Origin of the sequence: Thermosulfurimonas marina (assembly GCF_012317585.1) — a bacterium.
GTDB classification, from domain to species: Bacteria; Desulfobacterota; Thermodesulfobacteria; order Thermodesulfobacteriales; family Thermodesulfobacteriaceae; genus Thermosulfurimonas_A; species Thermosulfurimonas_A marina.
Genome location: NZ_CP042909.1, coordinates 1365781 through 1386213, shown reverse-complemented (window position 1 = coordinate 1386213; position 20433 = coordinate 1365781). Strand labels below are relative to the sequence as shown.

General features: G+C 61.4%; 17 protein-coding genes. 7 read left to right on the top strand and 10 right to left on the bottom strand.

Features of this window, described 5'->3' with window-relative positions; all coding sequences use genetic code 11:
• Positions 1–17: 17 nt before the first annotated feature.
• Positions 18–1937, bottom strand: a complete 1920-nt coding sequence (mnmG, locus tag FVE67_RS07240) for a tRNA uridine-5-carboxymethylaminomethyl(34) synthesis enzyme MnmG (protein WP_168719946.1) — start codon at positions 1935–1937, stop codon at positions 18–20.
• Positions 1937–2506: a BON domain-containing protein gene (locus FVE67_RS07235; RefSeq protein WP_168719945.1), complete on the bottom strand. Its 570-nt coding sequence runs from the start codon at positions 2504–2506 to the stop codon at positions 1937–1939. Before FVE67_RS07235 ends, mnmG begins: the two co-directional genes overlap by 1 nt.
• A 33-nt stretch (positions 2507–2539) precedes the next feature.
• Here FVE67_RS07235 and FVE67_RS07230 point away from each other — a divergent pair, with 33 nt between their 5' ends.
• The gene (locus FVE67_RS07230) at positions 2540–2917 is read left to right on the top strand and encodes a hypothetical protein (RefSeq protein ID WP_210534579.1); all 378 of its coding nucleotides are present in this window, start codon (positions 2540–2542) and stop codon (positions 2915–2917) included.
• Here FVE67_RS07230 and FVE67_RS07225 read toward each other — a convergent pair.
• Genes FVE67_RS07225 through FVE67_RS07210 form a run of 4 tightly spaced genes read right to left on the bottom strand, consistent with a single transcriptional unit; the run spans position 2914 to position 10071 of the window.
• The gene (locus tag FVE67_RS07225; RefSeq protein WP_168719943.1) at positions 2914–5733 is read right to left on the bottom strand and encodes a PD-(D/E)XK nuclease family protein; all 2820 of its coding nucleotides are present in this window, start codon (positions 5731–5733) and stop codon (positions 2914–2916) included. The two genes, FVE67_RS07230 and FVE67_RS07225, sit on opposite strands and share 4 nt — an antisense overlap.
• On the bottom strand, positions 5730–6251 hold the full coding sequence (locus tag FVE67_RS07220; protein ID WP_168719942.1) for a PD-(D/E)XK nuclease family protein: 522 nt from the start codon (positions 6249–6251) through the stop codon (positions 5730–5732). Before FVE67_RS07220 ends, FVE67_RS07225 begins: the two co-directional genes overlap by 4 nt.
• Positions 6248–8758, bottom strand: a complete 2511-nt coding sequence (locus FVE67_RS07215) for a UvrD-helicase domain-containing protein (protein ID WP_168719941.1) — start codon at positions 8756–8758, stop codon at positions 6248–6250. Before FVE67_RS07215 ends, FVE67_RS07220 begins: the two co-directional genes overlap by 4 nt.
• Positions 8759–8814: 56 nt before the next feature.
• Positions 8815–10071: a cation:proton antiporter gene (locus FVE67_RS07210; RefSeq protein ID WP_168719940.1), complete on the bottom strand. Its 1257-nt coding sequence runs from the start codon at positions 10069–10071 to the stop codon at positions 8815–8817.
• A gap of 80 nt (positions 10072–10151) precedes the next feature.
• Between FVE67_RS07210 and FVE67_RS07205 the strand changes: the two genes are divergently transcribed.
• The 3 genes from FVE67_RS07205 (at position 10152) to FVE67_RS07195 (ending at position 12267) form a co-directional block, all read left to right on the top strand.
• Entirely contained in the window at positions 10152–10958 is an 807-nt protein-coding gene (locus FVE67_RS07205; protein WP_168719939.1) for a hypothetical protein, read from the top strand.
• Positions 10959–11015: 57 nt separating this feature from the next.
• Positions 11016–11669 (top strand): hypothetical protein, encoded by a 654-nt coding sequence (locus FVE67_RS07200; protein ID WP_168719938.1) that lies wholly within the window; start codon positions 11016–11018, stop codon positions 11667–11669.
• Positions 11670–11763: 94 nt separating this feature from the next.
• Positions 11764–12267, top strand: a complete 504-nt coding sequence (locus FVE67_RS07195) for a rubrerythrin family protein (RefSeq protein WP_168719937.1) — start codon at positions 11764–11766, stop codon at positions 12265–12267.
• Here the strand turns inward: FVE67_RS07195 and FVE67_RS07190 are convergent.
• Positions 12244–13671: a cobyric acid synthase gene (locus tag FVE67_RS07190; protein WP_168719936.1), complete on the bottom strand. Its 1428-nt coding sequence runs from the start codon at positions 13669–13671 to the stop codon at positions 12244–12246. The two genes, FVE67_RS07195 and FVE67_RS07190, sit on opposite strands and share 24 nt — an antisense overlap.
• Before the next feature lie 116 nt (positions 13672–13787).
• Here FVE67_RS07190 and FVE67_RS07185 point away from each other — a divergent pair, with 116 nt between their 5' ends.
• Complete coding sequence (locus tag FVE67_RS07185) at positions 13788–15473, top strand: phosphoheptose isomerase (RefSeq protein ID WP_168719935.1); 1686 nt, start codon at positions 13788–13790, stop codon at positions 15471–15473.
• A gap of 4 nt (positions 15474–15477) precedes the next feature.
• Positions 15478–16491: a potassium channel family protein gene (locus FVE67_RS07180; RefSeq protein ID WP_168719934.1), complete on the top strand. Its 1014-nt coding sequence runs from the start codon at positions 15478–15480 to the stop codon at positions 16489–16491.
• Here the strand turns inward: FVE67_RS07180 and FVE67_RS07175 are convergent.
• A complete protein-coding gene (locus FVE67_RS07175; RefSeq protein WP_168719933.1) occupies positions 16373–17050 on the bottom strand; it encodes a 5-formyltetrahydrofolate cyclo-ligase in 678 nt (225 codons plus the stop codon). The two genes, FVE67_RS07180 and FVE67_RS07175, sit on opposite strands and share 119 nt — an antisense overlap.
• Positions 17051–17105: 55 nt before the next feature.
• On the opposite strand from FVE67_RS07175, the gene argF reads away from it, so the two are divergent.
• Positions 17106–18011, top strand: a complete 906-nt coding sequence (gene argF, locus FVE67_RS07170; RefSeq protein WP_168719932.1) for an ornithine carbamoyltransferase — start codon at positions 17106–17108, stop codon at positions 18009–18011.
• Here argF and pnp read toward each other — a convergent pair.
• Both pnp and rpsO read right to left on the bottom strand, forming a co-directional pair.
• On the bottom strand, positions 18000–20129 hold the full coding sequence (gene pnp / locus FVE67_RS07165) for a polyribonucleotide nucleotidyltransferase (RefSeq protein ID WP_168719931.1): 2130 nt from the start codon (positions 20127–20129) through the stop codon (positions 18000–18002). The two genes, argF and pnp, sit on opposite strands and share 12 nt — an antisense overlap.
• Positions 20130–20141: 12 nt before the next feature.
• A complete protein-coding gene (gene rpsO, locus FVE67_RS07160; RefSeq protein ID WP_168719930.1) occupies positions 20142–20411 on the bottom strand; it encodes a 30S ribosomal protein S15 in 270 nt (89 codons plus the stop codon).
• Positions 20412–20433 lie beyond the last annotated feature (22 nt).

Here is a 20433-nt window from a genome sequence, read left to right as displayed (position 1 = left end):
AGTTATTATACCCGAGGTTAACCGCTCTCAGAAGGGACCCCTTCCTCGCCTCCCGAAAGGTCCCGGTGGCCGTGTTTGCGGAGGTAGACCTGAAGGGCGGCGATAGCCGCCGGGGTCACCCCGGAGATCCTCAGGGCCTGGCCGAAAGACCGCGGGCGCACCTGCGAAAGCTTCTCCCGCACCTCGTTGGAAAGCCCGGGGACCTTCCAGTAGTCCAGATCCTCGGGAAGGGGCATGTTTTCCCAGCGGCGGAAGCGCTCCACCTCCCGACGCTGTCTTTCGATATAGCCCGCGTACTTGACTTCGATTTCCAGCTCCTCAAGGACTTCCGGGGGAAGCTCTCGGAGTTCCGGAAAGACCGGGAGGATCTTCTCCAAGGGCACATCCGGACGCCGGAGGAGATCATAGAGGCGGACGGTCTCTTTAAGGGGGGAGACCCCTAGGGCCTCAAGGAGGCCGTTCACCCTCTCCGGGGGCACCTTGAGATGGCGCAGAATCTCTAAGCCCCGTTCAAGCTGGGCCTTCTTTTCTTCGAAACGGGCCCAGTCCTCGTCGGAGATGAGGCCCAGCCGGCGGGCAAGCGGCATGAGCCTCAGGTCGGCGTTGTCCTCCCGCAGGAGCAGGCGATACTCCGCCCGGGAGGTGAACATTCGGTAAGGCTCCTTCGTGCCCTTGGTCACCAGATCGTCGATGAGGACCCCGATATAGGCCTGGGAGCGATCCAGGATGAAAGGTTCCTCCTCCCGGGCGTAGAGGGCGGCATTGATCCCGGCGATGATCCCCTGGGCTGCGGCCTCCTCGTAGCCGGAGGTCCCGTTGATCTGCCCGGCCAGAAAGAGCCCGGAGATGAGCTTGGTCTCCAGGGTGTGCTTGAGCTGGACGGGATTCACGTAATCGTATTCGATGGCGTAGCCCGGCCGAAGAATCTCCGCCCGCTCCAGCCCCGGAATGCTCCGCACCAGGCGCCACTGGACATCCACCGGAAGGCTGGTGCTGATCCCGTTGGGATAGACCTCTACCGTGTCCAGTCCCTCGGGTTCCAGAAAGATCTGGTGCCGCTCGCGGTCCGGAAAGCGAAAAACCTTGTCCTCAATTGAGGGACAGTACCGGGCCCCTACTCCTTCGATGATCCCCGTAAAGAGGGGAGAGCGATTCACGGCCCCCCGGATGATCTCGTGGGTCTCCGGAGTGGTATAAGTGATGAAACAGGGGACCTGGGGAAGAGGCGGACGGCGGCCCCGGTTGCGGAAGGAGAAAAGCGGTGGGGGATCATCCCCCCACTGGACCTCCAGGCGGGAATAATCGATGGTCCGGCCGTCAAGACGGGGACAGGTCCCGGTCTTGAGACGCCCCATCTCAAAGCCCAGTTCCTTAAGGCACTGGGAGAGACGATTGGAGGGAGGATCTCCCATGCGCCCGGCCGGAAAGTGTTCGAGTCCGATATGGATAAGACCGCGCAGGAAGGTCCCGGTGGTGACCACCACGGCCTTCCCCTGATAGATCTCACCCACCCGGGTCTCCACCCCGTAGATCCGGCGGTCTTTCACCAGGAGCCGGGAGACCATGGCCTGCTTGACCGTGACCCCCGGGGCCCGGGTAAGGACCCGGTACATGCGGGCCTGGTAACGCATGCGGTCGGCCTGGGCCCGGGTGGCCCGCACCGCCGGCCCCTTGCGAGTGTTGAGCCGCCGGAACTGAATCCCGCACTCGTCAATGGCCCGGGCCATCTCCCCGCCTAGGGCGTCGATTTCCTTGACCAGATGCCCCTTGGCCAGCCCCCCGATGGCCGGGTTACAGCTCATGGCCCCGATGCGCTCGAGGTTCATCGTAAGGACCAGGACCTTACAGCCCAGACGAGAGGCCACCAGCGCGGCCTCGATCCCCGCATGCCCGGCCCCGATCACGATGACCTCGAAAGTTTCCGGATAGAGGGACATCAGTTCCCCTGGACCTTGAGGTTGTCGATCACCCGGCGCACCCCTTTGGTGGTGCGCACAATCTCCAGCACCCTCCGGTGCTGCTCCTCGTTTTTGACCAGGCCCGTAAGGGTCACCACCCCGTTTACCGTGTCTACATCGATGGAAAGGGACCGAATACCGGGCTCGGCGATGAGCTTGGTCTTGATGCGGGCGGTAAGCAGTTTGTCGTCCAGGCTCCGACCGAAACTGCGTTTTTCCACCCGCAGGTTGTTGACTACTCCCCGCACTCCGGGCACCGAGCGGGCCACCTCCTCGGCCCGCCGGCGCTCGGCCTCGGTCTCCACCGCTCCGGTAAGGGTCACCACCCCATTTACCGTGTCCACATCGATCTTGCGGGCCTTGGTTACCGGGTCCTTGATCAGGGCCAGCTTGACCTTGGTGGTAAGGGTGGCATCGTCCACCTGGGTGCCCACCGAGCGGGGATCGGTGGCCACCTTGTAGCCTACGGTGGCCCCTCCGGCGATGACCGCCGCCCCGCACCCGGTCAGCATGGGGGCCAGAAGAAGGAGTATCCAGAGTCGTTTCATCTTTTCTTGCCTCCTGCCGAAAAATTATTTAGGATGAAAAAGGAGGTCCTCATGAAGATCTTCTGGGATCCCAGGACACCTATTGATTTTACCCCCGGCCGTTCCCAGAGCAAAGTCGAAAAGTCCTTTGAGGCCCACCTGCGGGAGATCCTCTCCCCGGGAAAGGCGCCGGAGCTGGAACGGGCTTTCGCGCTGGTAGATGAAGTGTTTCCGCTCCTTGAGCGTTTTGCCGAAGACCCCCTCTCCCGCACCCAGGCCGAAACCCTGGCCGGACTTCTTGAGGACCGGGCCCGGGAGCTTGAGGCCCTTCTTTCCGAACTTCCCGAGGGACCGGTGAGGGAGGCCTTCTCGGAGGCGGCCCTCTTTTTCGGAGTAGAGGCCGAAAAGCTCCGCAAAGGTTTTTACGTTTAGACCTTTCGGTAGCCCGGACAGGCGTAAAGGTAGTCACACCAGCGGCAGCCCGGTGGGGTTTCCGGGATGAAAAAGGCCGGGGCCTTCTGGAGGTGTTCCACCAATTGCGAAAGGAGCCGGGGGAAAACCTCCTCCCGCAGGCGGCGGGCTTCCTCCGGGCCAAGGGCCCTTTCCGTGTTCCCAAAAGGTGGACCCCCGAAAAGAGGCTTTAAGAGAAATTCTTTCCGGCCCTCGGCCAGATGTACATAAGCCGCTTCCTGAGCCTCCTCCCAGAGGAAAAGATAGAGAAGGAGCTGGAGATCCGGAAGCCTTTCCCTAAGCCGGGAAAGGCCTTCGAGATCCGGGGAAAAAGGGACCTCCTCGGTGAGCAATTCCCGGAGACGGGTTGCCGAAAGACTCCTTACGCTCCCTCCGGTCTTGTAGTCCAGAATGACCACTCCCGTCTCGTATTCGTCTACCCGGTCGAGCTTTCCCTGAAAGGTAAGGCCCAAGACCGGATGTTTCCGGGAGACCTTTTCCTCCAGGGCCAGAATCCTGAAAGGGGGAAGCTCCTCCAGCCTACTTAGATATTGTCTTAACCGGAACCGGGCCGTTCTTTCCAAAAAGAAGCGCCGTTCCGGACCCAGGCGCAGGGTCAGCCCCTCGTCCTCCAGGGCCCGGAGAAAAAGCGCCCACAATCTCTCAAAGTCATTGTCTTTCGAGGGATGATAGGTCCGCCCCAGATAGGGACGAAAGTAGTCCTCCAGGGCCTGATGGATGGCCGTGCCCAGGGCCGCAGGATCGTAATCCCGGATCCGCTCCGGGGGCGAAAGACGGAGGAGATAGCGAAAATAGAAACGGGCCGGACAATCCAGATAGGTCTCCAGGAAAGTCGCGCTCACTTCTCCGGAAAGAAGCCTTTCGATCTCTCGGGTCTCGGCCTCCCCCTTGGGTAGAGCCCCTACCCTTTCCGGGGCCGAAAGCCGGAGCGGAAGGCTCCGCACCGGAGAATCCTCCGGAGAAAATACCCGTCCTGCGGCCCGTTCCCTTTCCCAGATAAGGGCCTCCACGTAGCGGCTGCGCACCTTGGGAGGAAGCCGCGGGGAGGAATCGGCCACCGAAAGGTAAAAGAGGTTCAATTTCCGGCTGGCCAGGACCAGACGGCGAAAATAATAGCGCTCCAGGGCCTCCTGCCGGGCCCGCGGGGGAAGTCCCAGGGCCCGCCGCACCCCCTCCGGAAGAAGGGGATGGATCTCCTCCGGAGAAGGAAGCGCCCCCTCGTTGGCGTCAAGGACCAGGACCTCTCTGAAGGACAGAAGCCGACTTTCGAGAAGCCCCATTACCTGAATCCCTTCCAGAGGCTCCCCCTCAAAGGGGGCCCGGGCCGAGGAAAGGAGCTCCCGAAACATCCGAAAGAGGGCCGAAAGCCCCAGGGGTTCTTCAGAAAAAGAGGCCTCTTCAAATACGGGAAGAATCTCGGCCTCCAGGGTGTAGAGAAAATGCCGGGCCAGGATTTCCGGATTCTCCTTAGCCTCAGAAAGGGCCTTCTTTTGAGGGGCCAGCACTCTCTCCAGCACCCGCCAGACCGCAGCCGAAAAGGCCCGGGGAGTCTCCACCCCTTCGAAGGCCAGAAGCACCTCTCGGTGAAAATCCCGTAAAGGCGCGGCCCCCCGGGCGACCTCCTCGGCCTCGGCGAGCCCTACGTAGGGACTTCCCCGACGTCGCAGGGCGGCCTCCACCTCGAAAAGGAGCCCGGAGTCCGGAAAAATTCCCCGGGTGTAAGGATGTTTCAGGAGGGCCAGATAAAGAGAAGTGGGGTAGCGGTCCTCCAGACGGTTTTCCAGAAGCTCAAAGAGGAGAAGGAGGAAGGTCGCCGGAAGAGACTTGCGCACCGGGTATCCCAGAGTGATGTTCACCGCGAGGCCCTCAGGCAGGGCATAGAGAAGGGGAAGGAGATGGGCGGCCACCGGGAGAAGCACCAGCACTTCGTCTGGGGTTCGGACCCGCGAGGGAAGACGGGCCGCAGCCTCCTGGCATTCCTGGTGGACATCCGCCGCGGAAAGGATCTCCATTTCCGGAAGTCTTCGGCGAACCCGAGCTAGGAGTTCGGGAGAGAGTTTGAGGTCGCGAAAGGCCTCGGCCATGAAGTCCGGGATCTCCAGGGGATCGGCCTCAAAGAGGGCCTCGGCCCCTGCGGCAAGGAGTCCGGAAAAGAGCCGCCGTTCACTCCCGGAAAGGGCGGCAAAGCCCGCCAGATAGACCGGTCCGGAGGGATTCCACACCCGGGAAAGGCCTTCGGCCACCCGCCGCAGGCGGCCGGCCGGGGAATCGAGCCCTGCGGCCTTAAGGGCCTCCCGGTAGCGCCCCCCGATCTCGGAAAGTTCGGTGAGAAACTGTCTTCCCTCTGGGGGAAGGTCCTCCGGGGGATAGAGGAGGCCCCGGTAGTCCACCCCCTCCTTTTCGAACTCCTCCAACACCTCCACGAAGCGCAGCCCCCAGGGCAGAAACCGGGCAAAGTCCGGGGTCACCTTCTCGAAACCGGGACGCCCCCGCAGAATACGGAAAAGATGCCAGGCCCTCTCGGCGGCCGGAGCTAGGGGCCGGGGCTCAAGGGCTACCGCCAGCTCCGCCACCAGATCCGCAAGAGTAAGCAGGCGGGGAGGAAAAAGTATGCGGCCCCCGGATTCCTGATGGAGATAGTAGCGCAGGAATTGCACCGCCCGACGGGTGGGCAAAAGGACCGTGACCCGGAAAAGATCCTCCCCGTGGCGGGCCAGGAGAAGCCGGGCCAGGGTGCGCAGAAAACCCGCCTGGGGCGGAATAAGGCCGGCCCTCAAGGAGACACCTCCTCCACCTCCGGAGGCTCGAGAAAAACGAGAACCCCCCGCACCCGGCCCGGAAAGACCTCCCTTAAGCCCTCAAGATATTCCTTAAGTTGCTTCTGGTAGTCTTCGTAAAGCCTTTTTTCTTTCGGGCGGTGGAGCTTGTATTCCAGGACCAGAACCTCGTCTTTTTTTAGAAGGATCCGGTCGGGCCGAAGGCTCTCGAGCCCTTTCTTTCCCTTTTTCAGAAACTCCCGCTCCCGGAGGTCCTCCCCCTCGGAGGAAAAGTATTCGGCCATTCGGGGATGGGAAAGGGCCCGGGAGAGGACCTCCCGCAGGCGAGAACGCAAGGCTTCTCTTTCCGGAAAGGGCTCGGGGTAAAGGGCCAGGGCCCGGGAGAGGGGGCCTTCCAGATCCCGGGGGTCTTTCAGGAAATAGAGGGTGAGGTGGGCCAGCTCCCCGAGGAGGGTCTCCCGATCGCGCTCCCCGAGGAGTCTGAGCGGACGCCGCAGTTGCCGCAAACGGATCTTCATTCCGAAAGCCCCTCCAGGATCTGGGTCACCGCAAGGTCTTGGAGCACGGAGGCCACGGTGTAATACCTGGTCTTTTTCGGGACAAAGAGATGGAGTTCTTCCCGGGCCCGGGTGAGGGCCACATAGAGGAGGTTGAGGCTCTCGAAGACCTCCCGGGCCTTTTCCTCCAAATAGATCCGGCGCAGATCCTCCGGGGCCTCCTTGCGCACCCGGAGGAGCCCCTCCTCTCCGGCTACCAGCTCCACCCTCCCTCGGGGACCCCAGGTGAGAAGGGGCAAGACCACGGCGTCAAACTCCAGGCCCTTGGCCGCATGGATGGTAAAGACCCGCACCGCCTGGATCTCCCGGGGAAGCCCCACCTTCTCCTCTACCCCCAACTCCTCCCAGCGGGCCAAGAATTCCGAAAGGGAAAGGGCTTCTTCCTCGTAAGCCAAGACCGCCGAAAGAAAGCGCATAAGATAAAGACGGGCCTCCGGAAAACGCTCAAAGAGCCCGAATTTCTTCACTGCGGCCTGCACCGTCTCGTAGAGGGTGCGCCGGTGGAGATTTTCGGAAAGCTCGGAGAGTTTTCTATGGAGTCCGGGGGCCTCGGAAGAAAGAAACTCCGCCAGAGAAGGGCCGGCCCCCTGCCGGAGATAGCGCTGCAGGATCTCCGGCCCGGAGGAGGTAAGGGGGCTTGCCAGAAAACCGGCCAGCGCCGTCTCATCCCCGGGATAGTCCAGATAACGCAGGAGAGAAAGAAGGCCCTTGATCAGGGGGGAGTTTTCCAGACGCAGGGCCCGCTCCGTGAGTGCCGGAAGACCCATGCCAAAAAGAAAGGCCGCCAATTCTTCGGCCTCGCGATTTTCCCGCACCAGGAGAGCCAGGGTCCGCCCCCCTTCTACGAACCGCCGGTAAAGGCCGGGCATCAGCTCCCGAAGCCCCTGGAAGACCTCCTCCCGAAAGGCCTCCTTGTCCTGATCCGAAGAAGAGATTTCCCTCAAATAGACCCCGCCCTCCGGGGCCCCTTCCTCCGGGACCTGCTCCACCTCCTCATAGACCTCGCGCAGCCGGGCGCAGAGGGCCTCCGTGACCTCACAGTCTCGAAGCCGCAAGGCCTCCGTGCGACCATGAAGGAGGCGGGCCACGATCTGAGGGAGGTTTTCCCGGAGGCGGGAAAAAAGAAGGTTGTTAAAGGTAACAATCCTCCGGGCGGAGCGGCGGTTCCAGGGAAGACTTTCGGCCTGAAGTTCGGCCGGAAGCTGGGTGAGCACTTCGAAGAAGAGTTCCGGATCTCCGCCCCGCCACATATAGATGGCCTGTTTGACGTCCCCCACATAGAAAAAGGAGCCTCCGGTGGCCACCACCTCCTCCACCAGGGGCTGTAAAGCCTCCCACTGGCGCCGGTCGGTGTCCTGGAATTCGTCGATGAGAAAATGCCGCAGGCGGGTGCCCAGTTTGAGGTAAATCAGGGGAAGGTACTGCCGGGCGTAAAGGGCCAGAAGCTCGGTCCAGCTTCCGGCCTGAAGCACTCCCTCTTCCTCCCGCACCTCCGAAAGCTCGCGGACGATCTCCGCAAAGAGTCTTTCGTAGGGAGCTACCTCGGCCCGGGCCTTAAGGCGCAGGTAGAGACCCAGTCTTTCCCGAAGACGAAGATAGAGATCTTCCGGAAGCTCGACCCCTCGGGGAAGGCTCCCTTTACGGACCAGTTGCCGGAGGCTTTCTTTCTGGAAGACCTTGCTCCAGACATAACGCAAGGGGTCCCGCAGGTATTCCTCCCAGCGGGGGTAGGCTGGCTCCGCCCCCAAATCCTCAAAGAGTCTTCGGGAAAGTTCCTCTCCCAGGGAGCGCAGCTCTTCCTCCAGGGCCGCAAGGGCCTCCCGGGAAGGAGGCGGGCCGTTTTTTCCTGGAGTCAGGCGCCGCAGGAGGCGATGCAGGGCCACCATGCGCCTTCGAAAATGGGGCTCAGGGTTGAACCCTCCACGGGCCTCAAGTTCAAGGAAGGTCTCCAGGGCCTCCTCAAAGAGGCCCCTTAAGCGAGGATCTTCGCGCAGACGAAAAAGCAGCCGGTCAAAGGCCTGATTGAGAAAGTGTTCCTCCCGGATCTCCGCCGAAAGGTCCGGTCGCAGGCCCAGTTCCCAGGCCAGACCCCGAATGAGGGTGAAAAGGAGGCTATCGATGGTGCGCACTTGAAAGGCCTGATAGGCCGAAAAGATGGTCTCCAGCCAGCCCTCGGCCTCCCGAGGGCTAAGGCCGGTCTCCTCCGAAAGCCTGCGTCCGGTCTCCGTGGAAAGGGCAATGTGTTTTAGAAAGAGGAGGATGCGCTCCCGCATTTCGGCGGCGGCCTGGTTGGTGAAGGTAAGGGCCACCACCGAGGCCAGGTGGGCCTCCTGCGGTGGGCCCAAGGAGGCCAGGACCCGCAAAAACTGCACCGCCAGGCGATAGGTCTTCCCGGCGCCGGCCGAGGCCGAGACCTGGATAACCCCCCGGGGCTCGGACCAAAAGTTCAGACGGAGTTGATCGGCCACGCCTCTATTTTATCCCGAGGAAGGAGCCACGAGCACCCGGAAATTTCCCCCTAAATCTAACCCGGAATGGGCTTCTTTTGGGCTCGGGCCAGGGCCTCGCAAAGGGAGGTGTAGGCTTCCCCGGTGCAGGCCCTGAAGGCGAAGTAACGCAGGAGGACGGGGGCCAGAAGGGTGGTCACGAAGGCCATGACCACCAGGGCCGAAAACTGTTCCTGAGTAAGGAGGGGGGCCATAAGCCTTCCTTGAGAGAGGAGATCCCGGCTCAGGTTCATCACTACTGCGGCCACCACCAGTTCCACCGCTCCGCGACCGTTCATCCCCGCTCCCACCACCAGGGCCTCGCCCCAGGAAAAACCGAAGGGCTTAAGCCCGGCTCCGGCCCCGAAGAGCTTTCCTACCACCGCCGCCAGGGTAAGGGCCCCACAAAAGAGGAGAAAGGAGGGCTCCAAAGAAAAATGGAGGTGAAAGGCCAGGGTGACGAAGAAAACCGGAAGGAGAAAGCCGTAACTCAAGCCGTAAAAGCGGTCGGAGAGGGCCTCATAGACCTCCTCGGTGAACACCTCCCGGCGCACGAACTGGCCGGCCAGAAAGGCTCCGATTACATGATGGAGTCCCGCCTCTTCGGCCAGCCAGGCCATGGCCAGAGCCATCACCAGGGCGAAGGTCACGGCCTTGCCCCCCTCGTCAGTGATCCGGTGAGCAAAGCGCGGGAGGACCAGCTCCCCCACTAGGATGGTGAACCCGAAAAAGAGCCCCACCTTAAGGAGGATAAGGCCCAGGGTGAAGGGCTGAAAATGCCCTTCCCGCACCAGACCCAGAAGGATGGAAAGGGCGATCAGGGCCAGGATGTCGTCCACCAAGGCCGCGGCCATAAGGATGTGTCCCACCTCGGTGCGGTGGATACGCAGGCTCTGAAGGACCACAGCCTGGATAGCGATGGCCGTAATGGAGCAGCCCAGGCCTACAAAAAGGGATTGATAGAGGGTCCCCCCGAAAAGGTGGGTTACCAGGACCCCCAAGAAAAAGGGCAGGAGAAAGCCCCCCAGGGCCACGGCCAGGGCCGGCCAAAAGTGCTCCACCAGCTCCCGGGGATCCATCTCCAGGCCGGCATAGAACATGGCAAAGAAGATCCCCAGTTCAGCCAGAAGGGCCAGGGCCTCGGAGGGATGGATCAGGCCCAGCACGGGCCCCAGAAGGATCCCGGCCGCAAGTTCTCCCAGCATCACCGGAAGGCCCATCCTCTGAGCCCCGTAGCCCAGAAGCCAGGCCGCGGTAAGGATGGCCAGAAGTTGCAAGAGAAAACCCGTACTCATGGCCCTTTTATACCCCAAGGTCTCCCGGGATTACAAACCCTCTTGGGGAAGGAACGGGTTTGGGTTATCCTGGGAGGGCTATGGAGGCCCTTCTTTACCCCCAGACCTATCTCCGCCGGGATCTGGCGGAACGGGCCTTGCAGGTGGTGGAAAGGTTGGTCCTTCTGCGCCCGGCGGAATATCCTCCGGAAGGAATCGCGGCGGATCTTTCCCGGGAAGGCCGGGTGCGCTTCCTTTATCCGCCCCCGCTGGGCGAGCGCCTTCAGGCCTTTGTTGACCTGGTCTCCGGCTACGAGGAATGGGGGCAGTGGATGCGTGATCCGGAAAATCTTTCTCTTCTCAAGGGGCTTCCGGAGTTCGCCGAAGAGAGTGTTTTGGAGATCAAGCGGGCCCTGGTGGGAGAAGAGGGGGGCCGCCAGGAAGATCCGGTCCTCAAGGCCCGGGTCCTTCTGGCCCTGGCCGAAAGGCTGGATGCCCGGCTGGAGGCCCTGGACGAGGAGAGCTCCCGGCTGGAGGCCCGCAGCCGGGAGCTCTCCTTCCACATTTTAGGGGACGCCATCGGGGTGCGCTTTCCCCGCTGGGTGGCCGAGATTCGAGAGGTCTCCCCGGAACTCCCGGGCTTGAAGGTGCGCCTTCTGGCCTGGGCCCGCCTAGCCCCTCTTCTTTCCGAAATCCCGGAGATCTTCCTTACCGATCAGGCTCCTCTTTTTGAGGAATGGCGGGATGTGCCCTCCGAGGAGCTTTCCGAAAGATCCTTTTCGGGTTTCCGGGTGCAGGAGGTCCTTTATCGGACAGGCCCCCGAAGCCTCCTTTCCCTAGGCGAAGACCCCCGCGCCCCCCTCCTTCCGGGATCTACCCGGGTAGTCTTTCTTCTTCCGGGAAAGTAACCCTCTGCTTTTCTTTCCCTTTTGGTCAAGCTATACTGGAAAAGCAGGAGAAAACTCATGGAGCGTCTCGAAAGGCTCGAAAAGCTGGTAAAGGAGCTCTATCCCGAATGCCAATGGGCCAAAAGCGACCTGGAGCTCCTTAAGGATATCACCTCGGATCTGGTCATGAGTGCCCTTGAGGATCGACAAAATCTGAAGGAATTGCACGCCGCTCTGGATCGTCCGGAAAAAATGATGGAGGAAGACCGGCGGAGGGCGGAAAAGGATCGGGAGTGGATGCGGAAAAAGTGGGGGGAGATGGCCCAAAGGCTCGGAACCCTTACCGAAGACATCTTCGCCCCGGGAATCCCCTATCTGGTAAAACGCCTGGGATACAAGATCAAAAAGAGAATGCTCGATGTAGAGTACAAAAAAGACGGCCGCTGCAACCAGTATGACGCCATCGTGGTGGCCGAGGATAAGGCCGGAAAAGAGGTGGTCTTCGTGGCCGAGGTAAAGAGTCAGCTCCGGGCAGGCCACTTTGAAGAATTCCGGAAAAAACTAAAAAACCTCCCCTTCTATGAGCCGGAGTATGCGGGAAAGATCGTCCCGGTCCTGGCGGCCTTTAAGATCCCGGAAAGCCTCATCGCCCCGGCCAACCGGCGAGGGGTCCTTTTGGTCCGCATGGGTGGCGAGTACCTGGAGCCCTTAAATCCGGAAGTCCTGAAATAGTCCTCCCCCCAGAGATTGATCCTTCATGAAAGGCTTGACAGGTGGCTTTTAAATTTTAAAATTAATCTACAAAATCAAGAAAAGGAGGAAGGGTATGGGTCAGACCAAGGAGAAATTGCAGGAAGCCTTTGCCGGAGAGTCTCAGGCCAATCGGCGCTACCTGGCCTTTGCCAAAAAGGCTGAAGAGGAGGGCTTTCCGGGAGTAGCCCGGCTTTTCAGGGCTGCAGCCGAGGCCGAAACCATCCACGCCCTCAATCACCTCCGGGCCATGGGGGGCATCGGCTCCACCGTGGAAAACGTTCAGGCCGCCATTCATGGAGAGACCTATGAATTCAAGACCATGTATCCGGAGATGATCGAGATCGCCGAAAAGGAAGGGGAGACCGAGGCCAAGCAGAGTTTCTTTTTCGCCAACGAGGCCGAAAAGATGCATGCGGCCATCTTCGAGCGGGCCCTCATGTACGTGAAAGAGGGTAAGGATGTGCCGGTGGACAGGCTCTATGTCTGTCCGGTCTGCGGCTACACCCTGGAGGGTGAACGTCCGGACAAGTGCCGGGTCTGCGGCACCGAGGGGTCAAAATTTATCGAGATCACCTAAGGCCTCAAAGAAGGCGGAAAAGGCCGGGTGCTCCAGGACTCGGTCCAGGGCCCCGGCCACCTTCTCCTGGTAAGCTTGCGGGGGTTGGGGAGCTAAACCCCGTCTTTCCCTGAGGAAGTTCAGAAAGGCGGTACGGAAGGCGTCGTCAAAGAAGACTCCGTGGAGATAGGTCCCCAGGACCTCTCCTTGGGCCAGGCTCAGGATCTCTTCTCCGGCCCAAAAGCTCCGTCCGTAACGGATCTCAAAGCCGGAAAGGGGTCCTTTCCAGAAGGGAAAATCCGGCCGGTCCTGAAGAGGGCCCCTTCTTTTGGGCCTGCGGAAAAGGGTCTCGTGGGGGAGAAGGCCCAGCCCCTCCACCTCCCCTCCGAACTCCAGCCCCTCCGGGTCCCGAAGGGTCCTTCCCAGGAGCTGAAAGCCTCCGCAGAGTCCGAAAAGGACCTTTTTCCCCGCCAATTTTTTTAAGGTTTCCGCCAGACCCCTTTCCCTGAGCCAGGCCATACTCCGGGCTACATTCCTTGAGCCCGGCAGAATCACCGCCTCGGCCTCCTCCAGGGCCCGGGGATCCTGGGTGAAGATCAACTCCACGTCCTCTTCGTGGCGCAAGGGATCCAGATCGAGAAAATTGGAAAGATAAGGATAGGCCAAGACGGCCACCTTAAGGGGTCGCTCGGTGACAAAGCCCGAAAACCGCACCAGCGAGGCGCTGTCTTCCTCCAAAAAATGGACCTCCTGGTAGGGTAAAAGCCCCAAAAGGGGCTTTCCCGAGCGCGCCGAAAGGATGCGGCCCCCCTCCTCGAAGAGTTCCACCGCCCCCCGGAATTTGTTGACCACCAGGCCCACGCAGAGATCCCGGATCTCGGGAAGAAGCTCCAGGGTCCCCAGAAGCTGGGCAAAGACCCCGCCCCGGTCGATATCTCCGATGAGGACAAAGGGAAGGCGAAAGGTCCGGAGGAGTTCGTAGTTGGCCAGATCTCCCTCAAGGAGGTTCAGCTCGGCAAGCCCTCCCGCCCCCTCTACGATCACCAGATCGTTTTCCGCAAGGACCTCTTCCAAGACCGCAAAGACCCTCTGCCGATAGGCCCGACGGAATTCCCGAAAGCGGCCGGCCGGAAGCACCCCCTCGGGATTTCCTAAAAAGATGATCTCCGCCTGATGCTCGGCCAGAGGTTTCAGAAGCAGGGGATTCATGCGCACCGAGGGCTTACGCCCCGCAACCAGGGCCTGATAGGCCTGGGCCCAGGCCATCTCCCCCTCCTCCGTGGCCAGGGCGTTGAGGCTCATGTTTTGGGCCTTGAAGGGAAAGACCCGCAGGCCCTTTTTGGCAAACCAACGGCAGGCCAGGGCCGCAAGGAAGGTCTTGCCCACTGAAGACATACTTCCCATAAAGGCCAGCGCCCGCCCCATGGCTTCTCACCATACCTTCTCCGAAAAATCTTTCCAAGAGAGGCCTCGGGCATAGCCCTTTGGACAACTCTGTGTTAGGTAATTAGGAAAAAAGCTTCTCCCGAAAGGAGGCCCTCATGAAAAAACCCCCTCTGCGGCGGCCCACTTCCCTGAGTCCTGAGGAAAAACAGGCCCTGGTGGCTGGCCTTTTCGCTCAGGATCCCTCCATCTTCACCCCGGAGCCCGAAATCCAGGCCCGGATTGCCCAGCGCTTGGGCTGGATCAAGGCCGTGGAGCGCATGGAGCCCAAACTTCCGGAGCTCAAGGCCTTTGCCGAAGAGGTGCGCGGGGAATTTGAAGAGGTCCTCTGGTGCGGAATGGGGGGCTCGAGTCTCTTTCCCCTGGCCCTGTCCCTCATCTTCGGCCCCCAGGAAGGCTACCCCCGTTTCACCGTGCTGGACACCAACGATCCGGAGACCATCGCCGAACTTGAGGCCCATCTTCCCTGGGAAAAGACTCTGTTTGTCATCGCTAGCAAATCCGGCACCACTGTGGAGACCCTGGCCCACTACCGCTATTTCTGGAAGGCCCTGGAGGATCGGGGGCTTTCCCCAGGGCCCCGGTTCGTGGCCCTCACCGACCCGGGCTCCCCGCTGGAGGCCGAGGCCAAGGAGAAGGGTTTTCGCCGGGTCTTTCATCATCCCCAAGACGTGGGGGGACGTTACGCGGCCCTCACCGAGGTGGGTTTTCTCCCGGCGGCCCTCATGGGACTTGATCTTGAACGGGCGCTGGGGGCCGCCCGGGAAATGTTTGAGGCCTCCTCTCCGGAGCTTCCCTGGGAGTACAATCTCTCCGCCTGGCTGGCCCAGTACATGGTGGAGCATTTCGTCCATGGCAAAGACAAGCTCACCATCCTCACCGATCCCCTGCTGCGTCCCTTTGCCTGGTGGTTGGAACAGCTCATAGCCGAAAGCCTGGGCAAAAACTTCACCGGGATCATTCCCATTGTGGGAGAGGCTCCGGGCTCTCCCACCGTCTACGGCCCGGATCGCTATTTCGTCTATCTGGGGCTCCGGGGGCGAGAAAATCTCTACCGCCGGCTATTTTCCGACCTGCGGGAGGCGGACTTCGAGCTCAAGACCTATTTCTTGGAGGACCGCTACGAGATCTTTGCCGAATGTGTGCGTTGGGAAATCGCCGTAGCCCTCTCCGGGGCCCTCATGGGGCTCAACCCCTTTGATGAGCCGGATGTGGTCCGCACCAAGCAGAAGACCCGGGAACTAGTAGAAAAATTCCGGCGCACCGGAGAGTTCCCGGTGGAATTCTACCTGGATGAGGACACGGGAATCGGTTTTCTTTACGCGGAAACCGCCAAGGTGGAGTATCCCCGCCTCAAGGCCCTGATCAAAAAATTCTTCCAGGAGATGTCCCCTTGGGGATATCTGGGACTTCTGGCCTATCTGCCGCCAGAGCCGGAGATCGAAGAGATCTTTCGGGACCTGCGGACCCTCATCCGCGGCCGACGTCAGTGCAGCACCGTCTTCGGCTTTGGGCCCCGCTATCTCCACTCCACCGGACAGCTTTTCAAGGGGGGAACCATCTCCGGACGCTTCATCATCTTTACCCGTCGAGGGCGCCGACCGGAGCAGGTCATCCCCGGAGAGGGAATCACCTTCTGGGATCTCCAGTTTGCCCAGGCTTACGGAGACTTTCGCGCCCTGGAGGAGGCCGGCCGGCCGGTGATCCACCTCCATCTCACCGAAGACTACCGGGAAGACCTGCGCAAACTCTACCAGATCTTCGAAGAAGCCCTGAGACTTTAAGGCCATGCCCTACTTGAGGCGCCTGGCCCTCGGCTTTGGGATCCTTACCACCCTCATAGGGGCAGGAGTTCTGGGCTTTGCTTTCCTGGAACACCTGCCCCTTTTTGAGGCCTTCTACCTTACCGCCGCCACCATCACCACCGTGGGCTACGGGGATATAGTGCCGCACACCACGGCCGGAAGGCTGTTGGCCATCCTCATTGCCTTCGGAGGGGCGGGCCTTTTCTTTTACGCCATAGGCCTGGTGAGTGAACTGATCCTTTCCGAGACTTTTCCCCATCTTTTTGGGAGGAGACAGATGGAGGACAGCATATCCAAACTGCGCCAGCATTACATCATCTGCGGCTACGGCCGCATCGGCAAACACATCTGCCGCCTGATTGTCCGGGAAGTCCCCTTTGTGGTTATCGAAAACGACCCGGAGGTCATCCCCGAGCTGGAAAAGGAGGGCTATCTCTTCCTGGAAGGGGATGCCACCAACGAGGAGGTCCTGCTCAAGGCCGGGGTGGAGCGGGCCCGGGGGCTGGTGACCGTGCTGCGCTCCGATGCGGACAACGTCTATATCACCCTTACCGCCCGCAGCCTCAATCCCCGGATCTTCATCATGGCCCGGGCCGATGACGAACGAGTGGTCAAGCGTCTGCGCCAGGCCGGGGCCAATCAGGTCTTCTCCCCCTACCTCATCGGGGCTCGACGAATGGCCCTGGCCATCCTGCGCCCGGCGGTCACGGACTTCCTAGAACTCACCACCCCGGAGGCCAACCTCGAGCTCCAGCTTGAGGAGGTCCGCCTCCGGCCCGACTCTCCCCTGGTGGGCCGCGACCTCCTTTCCAGCCGCATCCGGGAGGTCTCCGGGGCCATTGTGCTTGCGGTCAAAAAGCTGGCCGGGGAGATGATCTTCAATCCCCCTCCCAGCTATCGTCTGGAGGCCGGAGACGTCCTGGTGGTTCTGGGAGAGAGAAAGGGCCTGGCCCGCCTTGAGGAATTGGCTTCCGGAAAAAAGGCCGAGTCTTCCTGAGACCTTTTTCGGTAAGGATGGCCTCCACCCGGAGGTCGTGGGCCTCGGTGGGCACCCTCTCCACTATCTGACATTCAAAGGCTAGGGCCAGCCGGAAGCCTTGGGTCCGGGAAAGTAAGCGGTCGTAAAATCCCCCACCGTAACCCAGGCGCCTTCCCTGGGGATCGAAGGCCAGGCCCGGCACCAGAACGAGCTGGGCAGCCTCTGGAGGGATTTCCGGATTTTCGGCCGGGGGCTCGAGAATCCCGAAGGGCCCGGGGACCAGCTCCCCCAAGGTGTAAAGCCGATGAAAGCTCAGGGTCCGCTCGCGAAGATGGGTCCGGGGCAAAGCCACCACCTTTCCCTCAAGAAGGGCCCGGCCCAGGGCCTCCCAGGTCTCCACCTCGTCCCCGAAGGAGGCAAAAAAGAAGATCACCCGGGCCTGGCGAAAGAGCTCTAGCTCCAGGAGTCTTTCGGTGATCTTCCGGGAGAGGTGCCGCCGGAGGTCCGGAGAAAGCCCGGCCCGTCTGGCCCGCATCTCCGCCCGCAATCGGGCCTTTTCCTCCCCTATGCTTGACATTTTCTTTCTCCGGAGATTAGCTTCTTAGACTATAATCCTTTTCAGGAGAGTGCTCATGCGGCACTTGCGAAGAATTTTCGATCTGGAGCCGGAGGAGGCCCGCTTCCTCGTCCAGCGGGGCCTGGAGATCAAACGCCGTCTTAAAAGCGGAATCCCGCATCAACCCCTTCTCGGCCGCATCCTGGGCCTCATCTTTGAAAAACCCTCCACCCGCACCCGGGTCTCTTTTGAGGCGGCCATGCTGCGCTTAGGCGGCCAGACCATCTTCCTTTCCTCCCGGGATCTACAACTTTCCCGGGGCGAGCCCCTCAAGGATACCGCCCGGGTACTTTCGCGCTATGTGGACGGACTGGTGGTGCGCACCTTTGGCCAGGAGGTGGTGGAGGAGCTGGCGGCCCACGCCACGGTACCGGTGATCAACGGCCTTTCGGACAAGTTTCACCCCTGCCAGGTGCTTTCCGATGTCCTGACCGTGGTAGAGACCGGGCGCCCCCTTGAAGGCCTTAAAGTGGCCTGGGTGGGGGACGGAAACAATATGGCCAATTCCTGGATCGAGGCCGCGGCCCTTTTCGGGTTTGAATTGCGTCTGGCCTGTCCCGAGGGCTACGATCCTGCCGAAGATGTCCTTTCCGAGGCCCGCTCCCGGGGGGCCAAGATCATCCTTACCCGGGACCCGGTGGAGGCCGTAAGCGGGGCCGAGGTGGTCAACACCGACGTCTGGGCCAGCATGGGGCAGGAAGAAGAAGCCGAGGAAAGGCGGCGGGTCTTCCAGCCCTACCAGGTGAACGCCGAGCTTTTAAAACACGCGGCCCCGGAGGCCATCGTGCTTCACTGTCTTCCCGCCCACCGGGGGGAAGAGATCACGGAGGAGGTGCTGGAAGGACCGCGTTCCGTGGTCTGGGAACAGTCGGAAAACAAGATGTGGCTGCATGCCGCGGTCCTGGAGTGGTTACTGGCCTGAAGACTCTCCGGTATCCTCCTCCACCTCCCGCACGGATTCCTCCAGGGCGGCCTTGCGGGAGAGTTTGATGCGCCCGGCCTTGTCGATATCGATGACCTTGACCAGGACCTCGTCCCCCTCCTGGAGGACATCGGTCACCTTGCGCACCCGGCGGTGATCCAGCTGGGAGATATGGATGAGCCCCACCGTGCCCGGAAAGAGCTCCACGAAGGCCCCGAAGTCCGTGACCCGGGTGACCTTGCCCAGATAGACCTTGCCCACCTCGGCCTCCTGGGCCAGCTCCTCAATCATCTTGGCCGCCTTCTCCGCGGCCTCCAGGTTGGAGGAGTAGATGCGCACCAGGCCGGTCTGGTCCTCAATGTCGATCTTGACCTCTCCTCCACAGGCGGCGATGATTCCTTTGATGGTCTTGCCGCCGGGACCAATGATCTGGCCCACCTTGTCCGGACTGATCTCCAGGGTGATCACCCTGGGGGCGTAAACCGAAAGGGTCTCCCGGGGTCGGTCGATGGTCTGGCGCATGATCTCCAGGATCTTCAGCCGGGCCTTGCGGGCCTGGTCTAAAGCTCGGGCCATAATCTCCCGCGTAATCCCGGCCACCTTTACATCCATCTGAAAGGCGGTGACCCCCTTTTCCGTGCCCGCCACCTTGAAATCCATGTCCCCCATACGGTCCTCATCGCCCAGAATGTCCGTAAGCACCACCACCCGCTCGCCCTCTTTCACCAACCCCATGGCGATCCCGGCCACCATGTCCCGGATGGGGACCCCGGCGTCCATGAGCGAGAGCGTGGCCCCGCAGACCGTGGCCATGGAGGAGGAACCGTTAGACTCAAGCACGTCCGAGACCACCCGGATGGTGTAGGGAAATTCCTCTTCCCCGGGAATGACCGGGGTGAGGGCCCTTTCGGCCAGCATCCCGTGTCCAATCTCCCGGCGCGAAGGCCCACGCAGGGGTTTCACCTCTCCCACACAGAAGGGAGGGAAGTTGTAATGAAGCATGAAATGTTTAAAGATCTCTTCTCCCGGAAGGTCCAGCCGCTGCTCCTCTTCGGAGCTTCCCAGGGTGGTTACCACCAGGACCTGGGTCTCCCCCCGGGTGAAAAGGGCCGAGCCGTGGGTCCGGGGAAGGACGGAGACCTCACAGGAGATGGGCCGGAGGTCTTCCGGGCCGCGGCCGTCGATGCGCCGCCCCTCAGAAAGGACCATCTCCCGCATGCGGGTCCTTTCCAGTTCGTCCAGATACTCCCGTACCTCGGCCTCCCGTCCCGAAGCTTCCTCACCTAGGGCCGCCAGGACTTCCTGAAACAAGGCCTTGCGCCGACGGTTTCTTTCCACTTTGGCCGGAGTCTCCAGGATTTCGCGCACTCCGGCCTCGGCCAGCTCGAAGACCCGGGCCCGCAGGGCCTCGTCTACTGGAGGCTCCTCAAAGGCCATCTTGGGCCGGCCGGCCTTCTCTCGCAACTCCCGTTGCAGGGCCAGGAGGGGTTTCAGGCCCTCGTGGGCGAAAAAGAGGGCCTCCTCCATCACCGCCTCCGGGATCTCCCGGGCCAGGCCCTCTACCATCACGATGGCCTCCTCGCTGCCGGCCACCACCAGGTTGAGGTCGCTTTCCCGAAGCTCGGAGGCCGTGGGATTGAGGACAAACTGGCCGTTCACCCTTCCCACGCGCACCGCGGCAATAGGGCCCTTAAAGGGAAGATGAGAGAGCTCCAGGGCCGCCGAGGCCCCGGTGATGGCCAGGATGTCCGAGTCTACCTCCGGGTCCAGGGAGAGTACGGTGGCGATCACCTGGGTTTCGTAACGCCACTTCTTGGGAAAAAGCGGCCGAATAGGCCGGTCGATGAGCCGGGCGGTAATGACCTCCTTTTCGCTGGGACGGCCCAACTCCCTCCGGAAATAGCCCCCGGGGATGCGCCCGGCGGCGTAATACATCTCGTGATATTCCACGGTCAGGGGTAAAAAGTCCAGATCCCGCTTTTCCTCCGAGGCCACCACCGTGACCAGAACCACGGTGTCCCCGTGACTGACTAGAACGGCCCCATGGGCCTGCCGGGCCACCCGTCCGGTCTCCAGCACAAAGGGGCGGCCCCCGATCTCTGTCTCTACACGATACATCCGGCCCTCCTCTTAGCCCCGCAATCCCAGGGCCCGAATCAGGTTCTGGTAACGCTGGAAATCCGTGCGTCGTAGATAGTTGAGGAGCTTGCGGCGCTGCCCTACCAGCTTGAGAAGCCCTCGCCGGGAGTGATGGTCCTTTTTGTGGACCTTGAAATGCTCCTCGAGTTGCTTGATGCGGGCCGTAAGAAGGGCAATCTGGACCTCCGGCGAGCCCGTGTCGTTCTCGTGACGCTGAAACTTCTTGATGATCTCGGTCTTGATCTCCGGATCAAGCGGCATCTTCCCTCCTCCTTAATATGAA

Coding starts and splice junctions, on each gene's coding strand:
- mnmG (WP_168719946.1), bottom strand. CDS start 1,937: ATGTCCCTCTATCCGGAAACTTTCGAGGTCATCGTGATCGGGGCCGGG.
- FVE67_RS07235 (WP_168719945.1), bottom strand. CDS start 2,506: ATGAAACGACTCTGGATACTCCTTCTTCTGGCCCCCATGCTGACCGGG.
- FVE67_RS07230 (WP_210534579.1), top strand. CDS start 2,540: ATGAAAAAGGAGGTCCTCATGAAGATCTTCTGGGATCCCAGGACACCT.
- FVE67_RS07220 (WP_168719942.1), bottom strand. CDS start 6,251: ATGAAGATCCGTTTGCGGCAACTGCGGCGTCCGCTCAGACTCCTCGGG.
- FVE67_RS07210 (WP_168719940.1), bottom strand. CDS start 10,071: ATGAGTACGGGTTTTCTCTTGCAACTTCTGGCCATCCTTACCGCGGCC.
- FVE67_RS07205 (WP_168719939.1), top strand. CDS start 10,152: ATGGAGGCCCTTCTTTACCCCCAGACCTATCTCCGCCGGGATCTGGCG.
- FVE67_RS07200 (WP_168719938.1), top strand. CDS start 11,016: ATGGAGCGTCTCGAAAGGCTCGAAAAGCTGGTAAAGGAGCTCTATCCC.
- FVE67_RS07195 (WP_168719937.1), top strand. CDS start 11,764: ATGGGTCAGACCAAGGAGAAATTGCAGGAAGCCTTTGCCGGAGAGTCT.
- FVE67_RS07190 (WP_168719936.1), bottom strand. CDS start 13,671: ATGGGGCGGGCGCTGGCCTTTATGGGAAGTATGTCTTCAGTGGGCAAG.
- FVE67_RS07185 (WP_168719935.1), top strand. CDS start 13,788: ATGAAAAAACCCCCTCTGCGGCGGCCCACTTCCCTGAGTCCTGAGGAA.
- FVE67_RS07180 (WP_168719934.1), top strand. CDS start 15,478: ATGCCCTACTTGAGGCGCCTGGCCCTCGGCTTTGGGATCCTTACCACC.
- FVE67_RS07175 (WP_168719933.1), bottom strand. CDS start 17,050: ATGTCAAGCATAGGGGAGGAAAAGGCCCGATTGCGGGCGGAGATGCGG.
- argF (WP_168719932.1), top strand. CDS start 17,106: ATGCGGCACTTGCGAAGAATTTTCGATCTGGAGCCGGAGGAGGCCCGC.
- pnp (WP_168719931.1), bottom strand. CDS start 20,129: ATGTATCGTGTAGAGACAGAGATCGGGGGCCGCCCCTTTGTGCTGGAG.
- rpsO (WP_168719930.1), bottom strand. CDS start 20,411: ATGCCGCTTGATCCGGAGATCAAGACCGAGATCATCAAGAAGTTTCAG.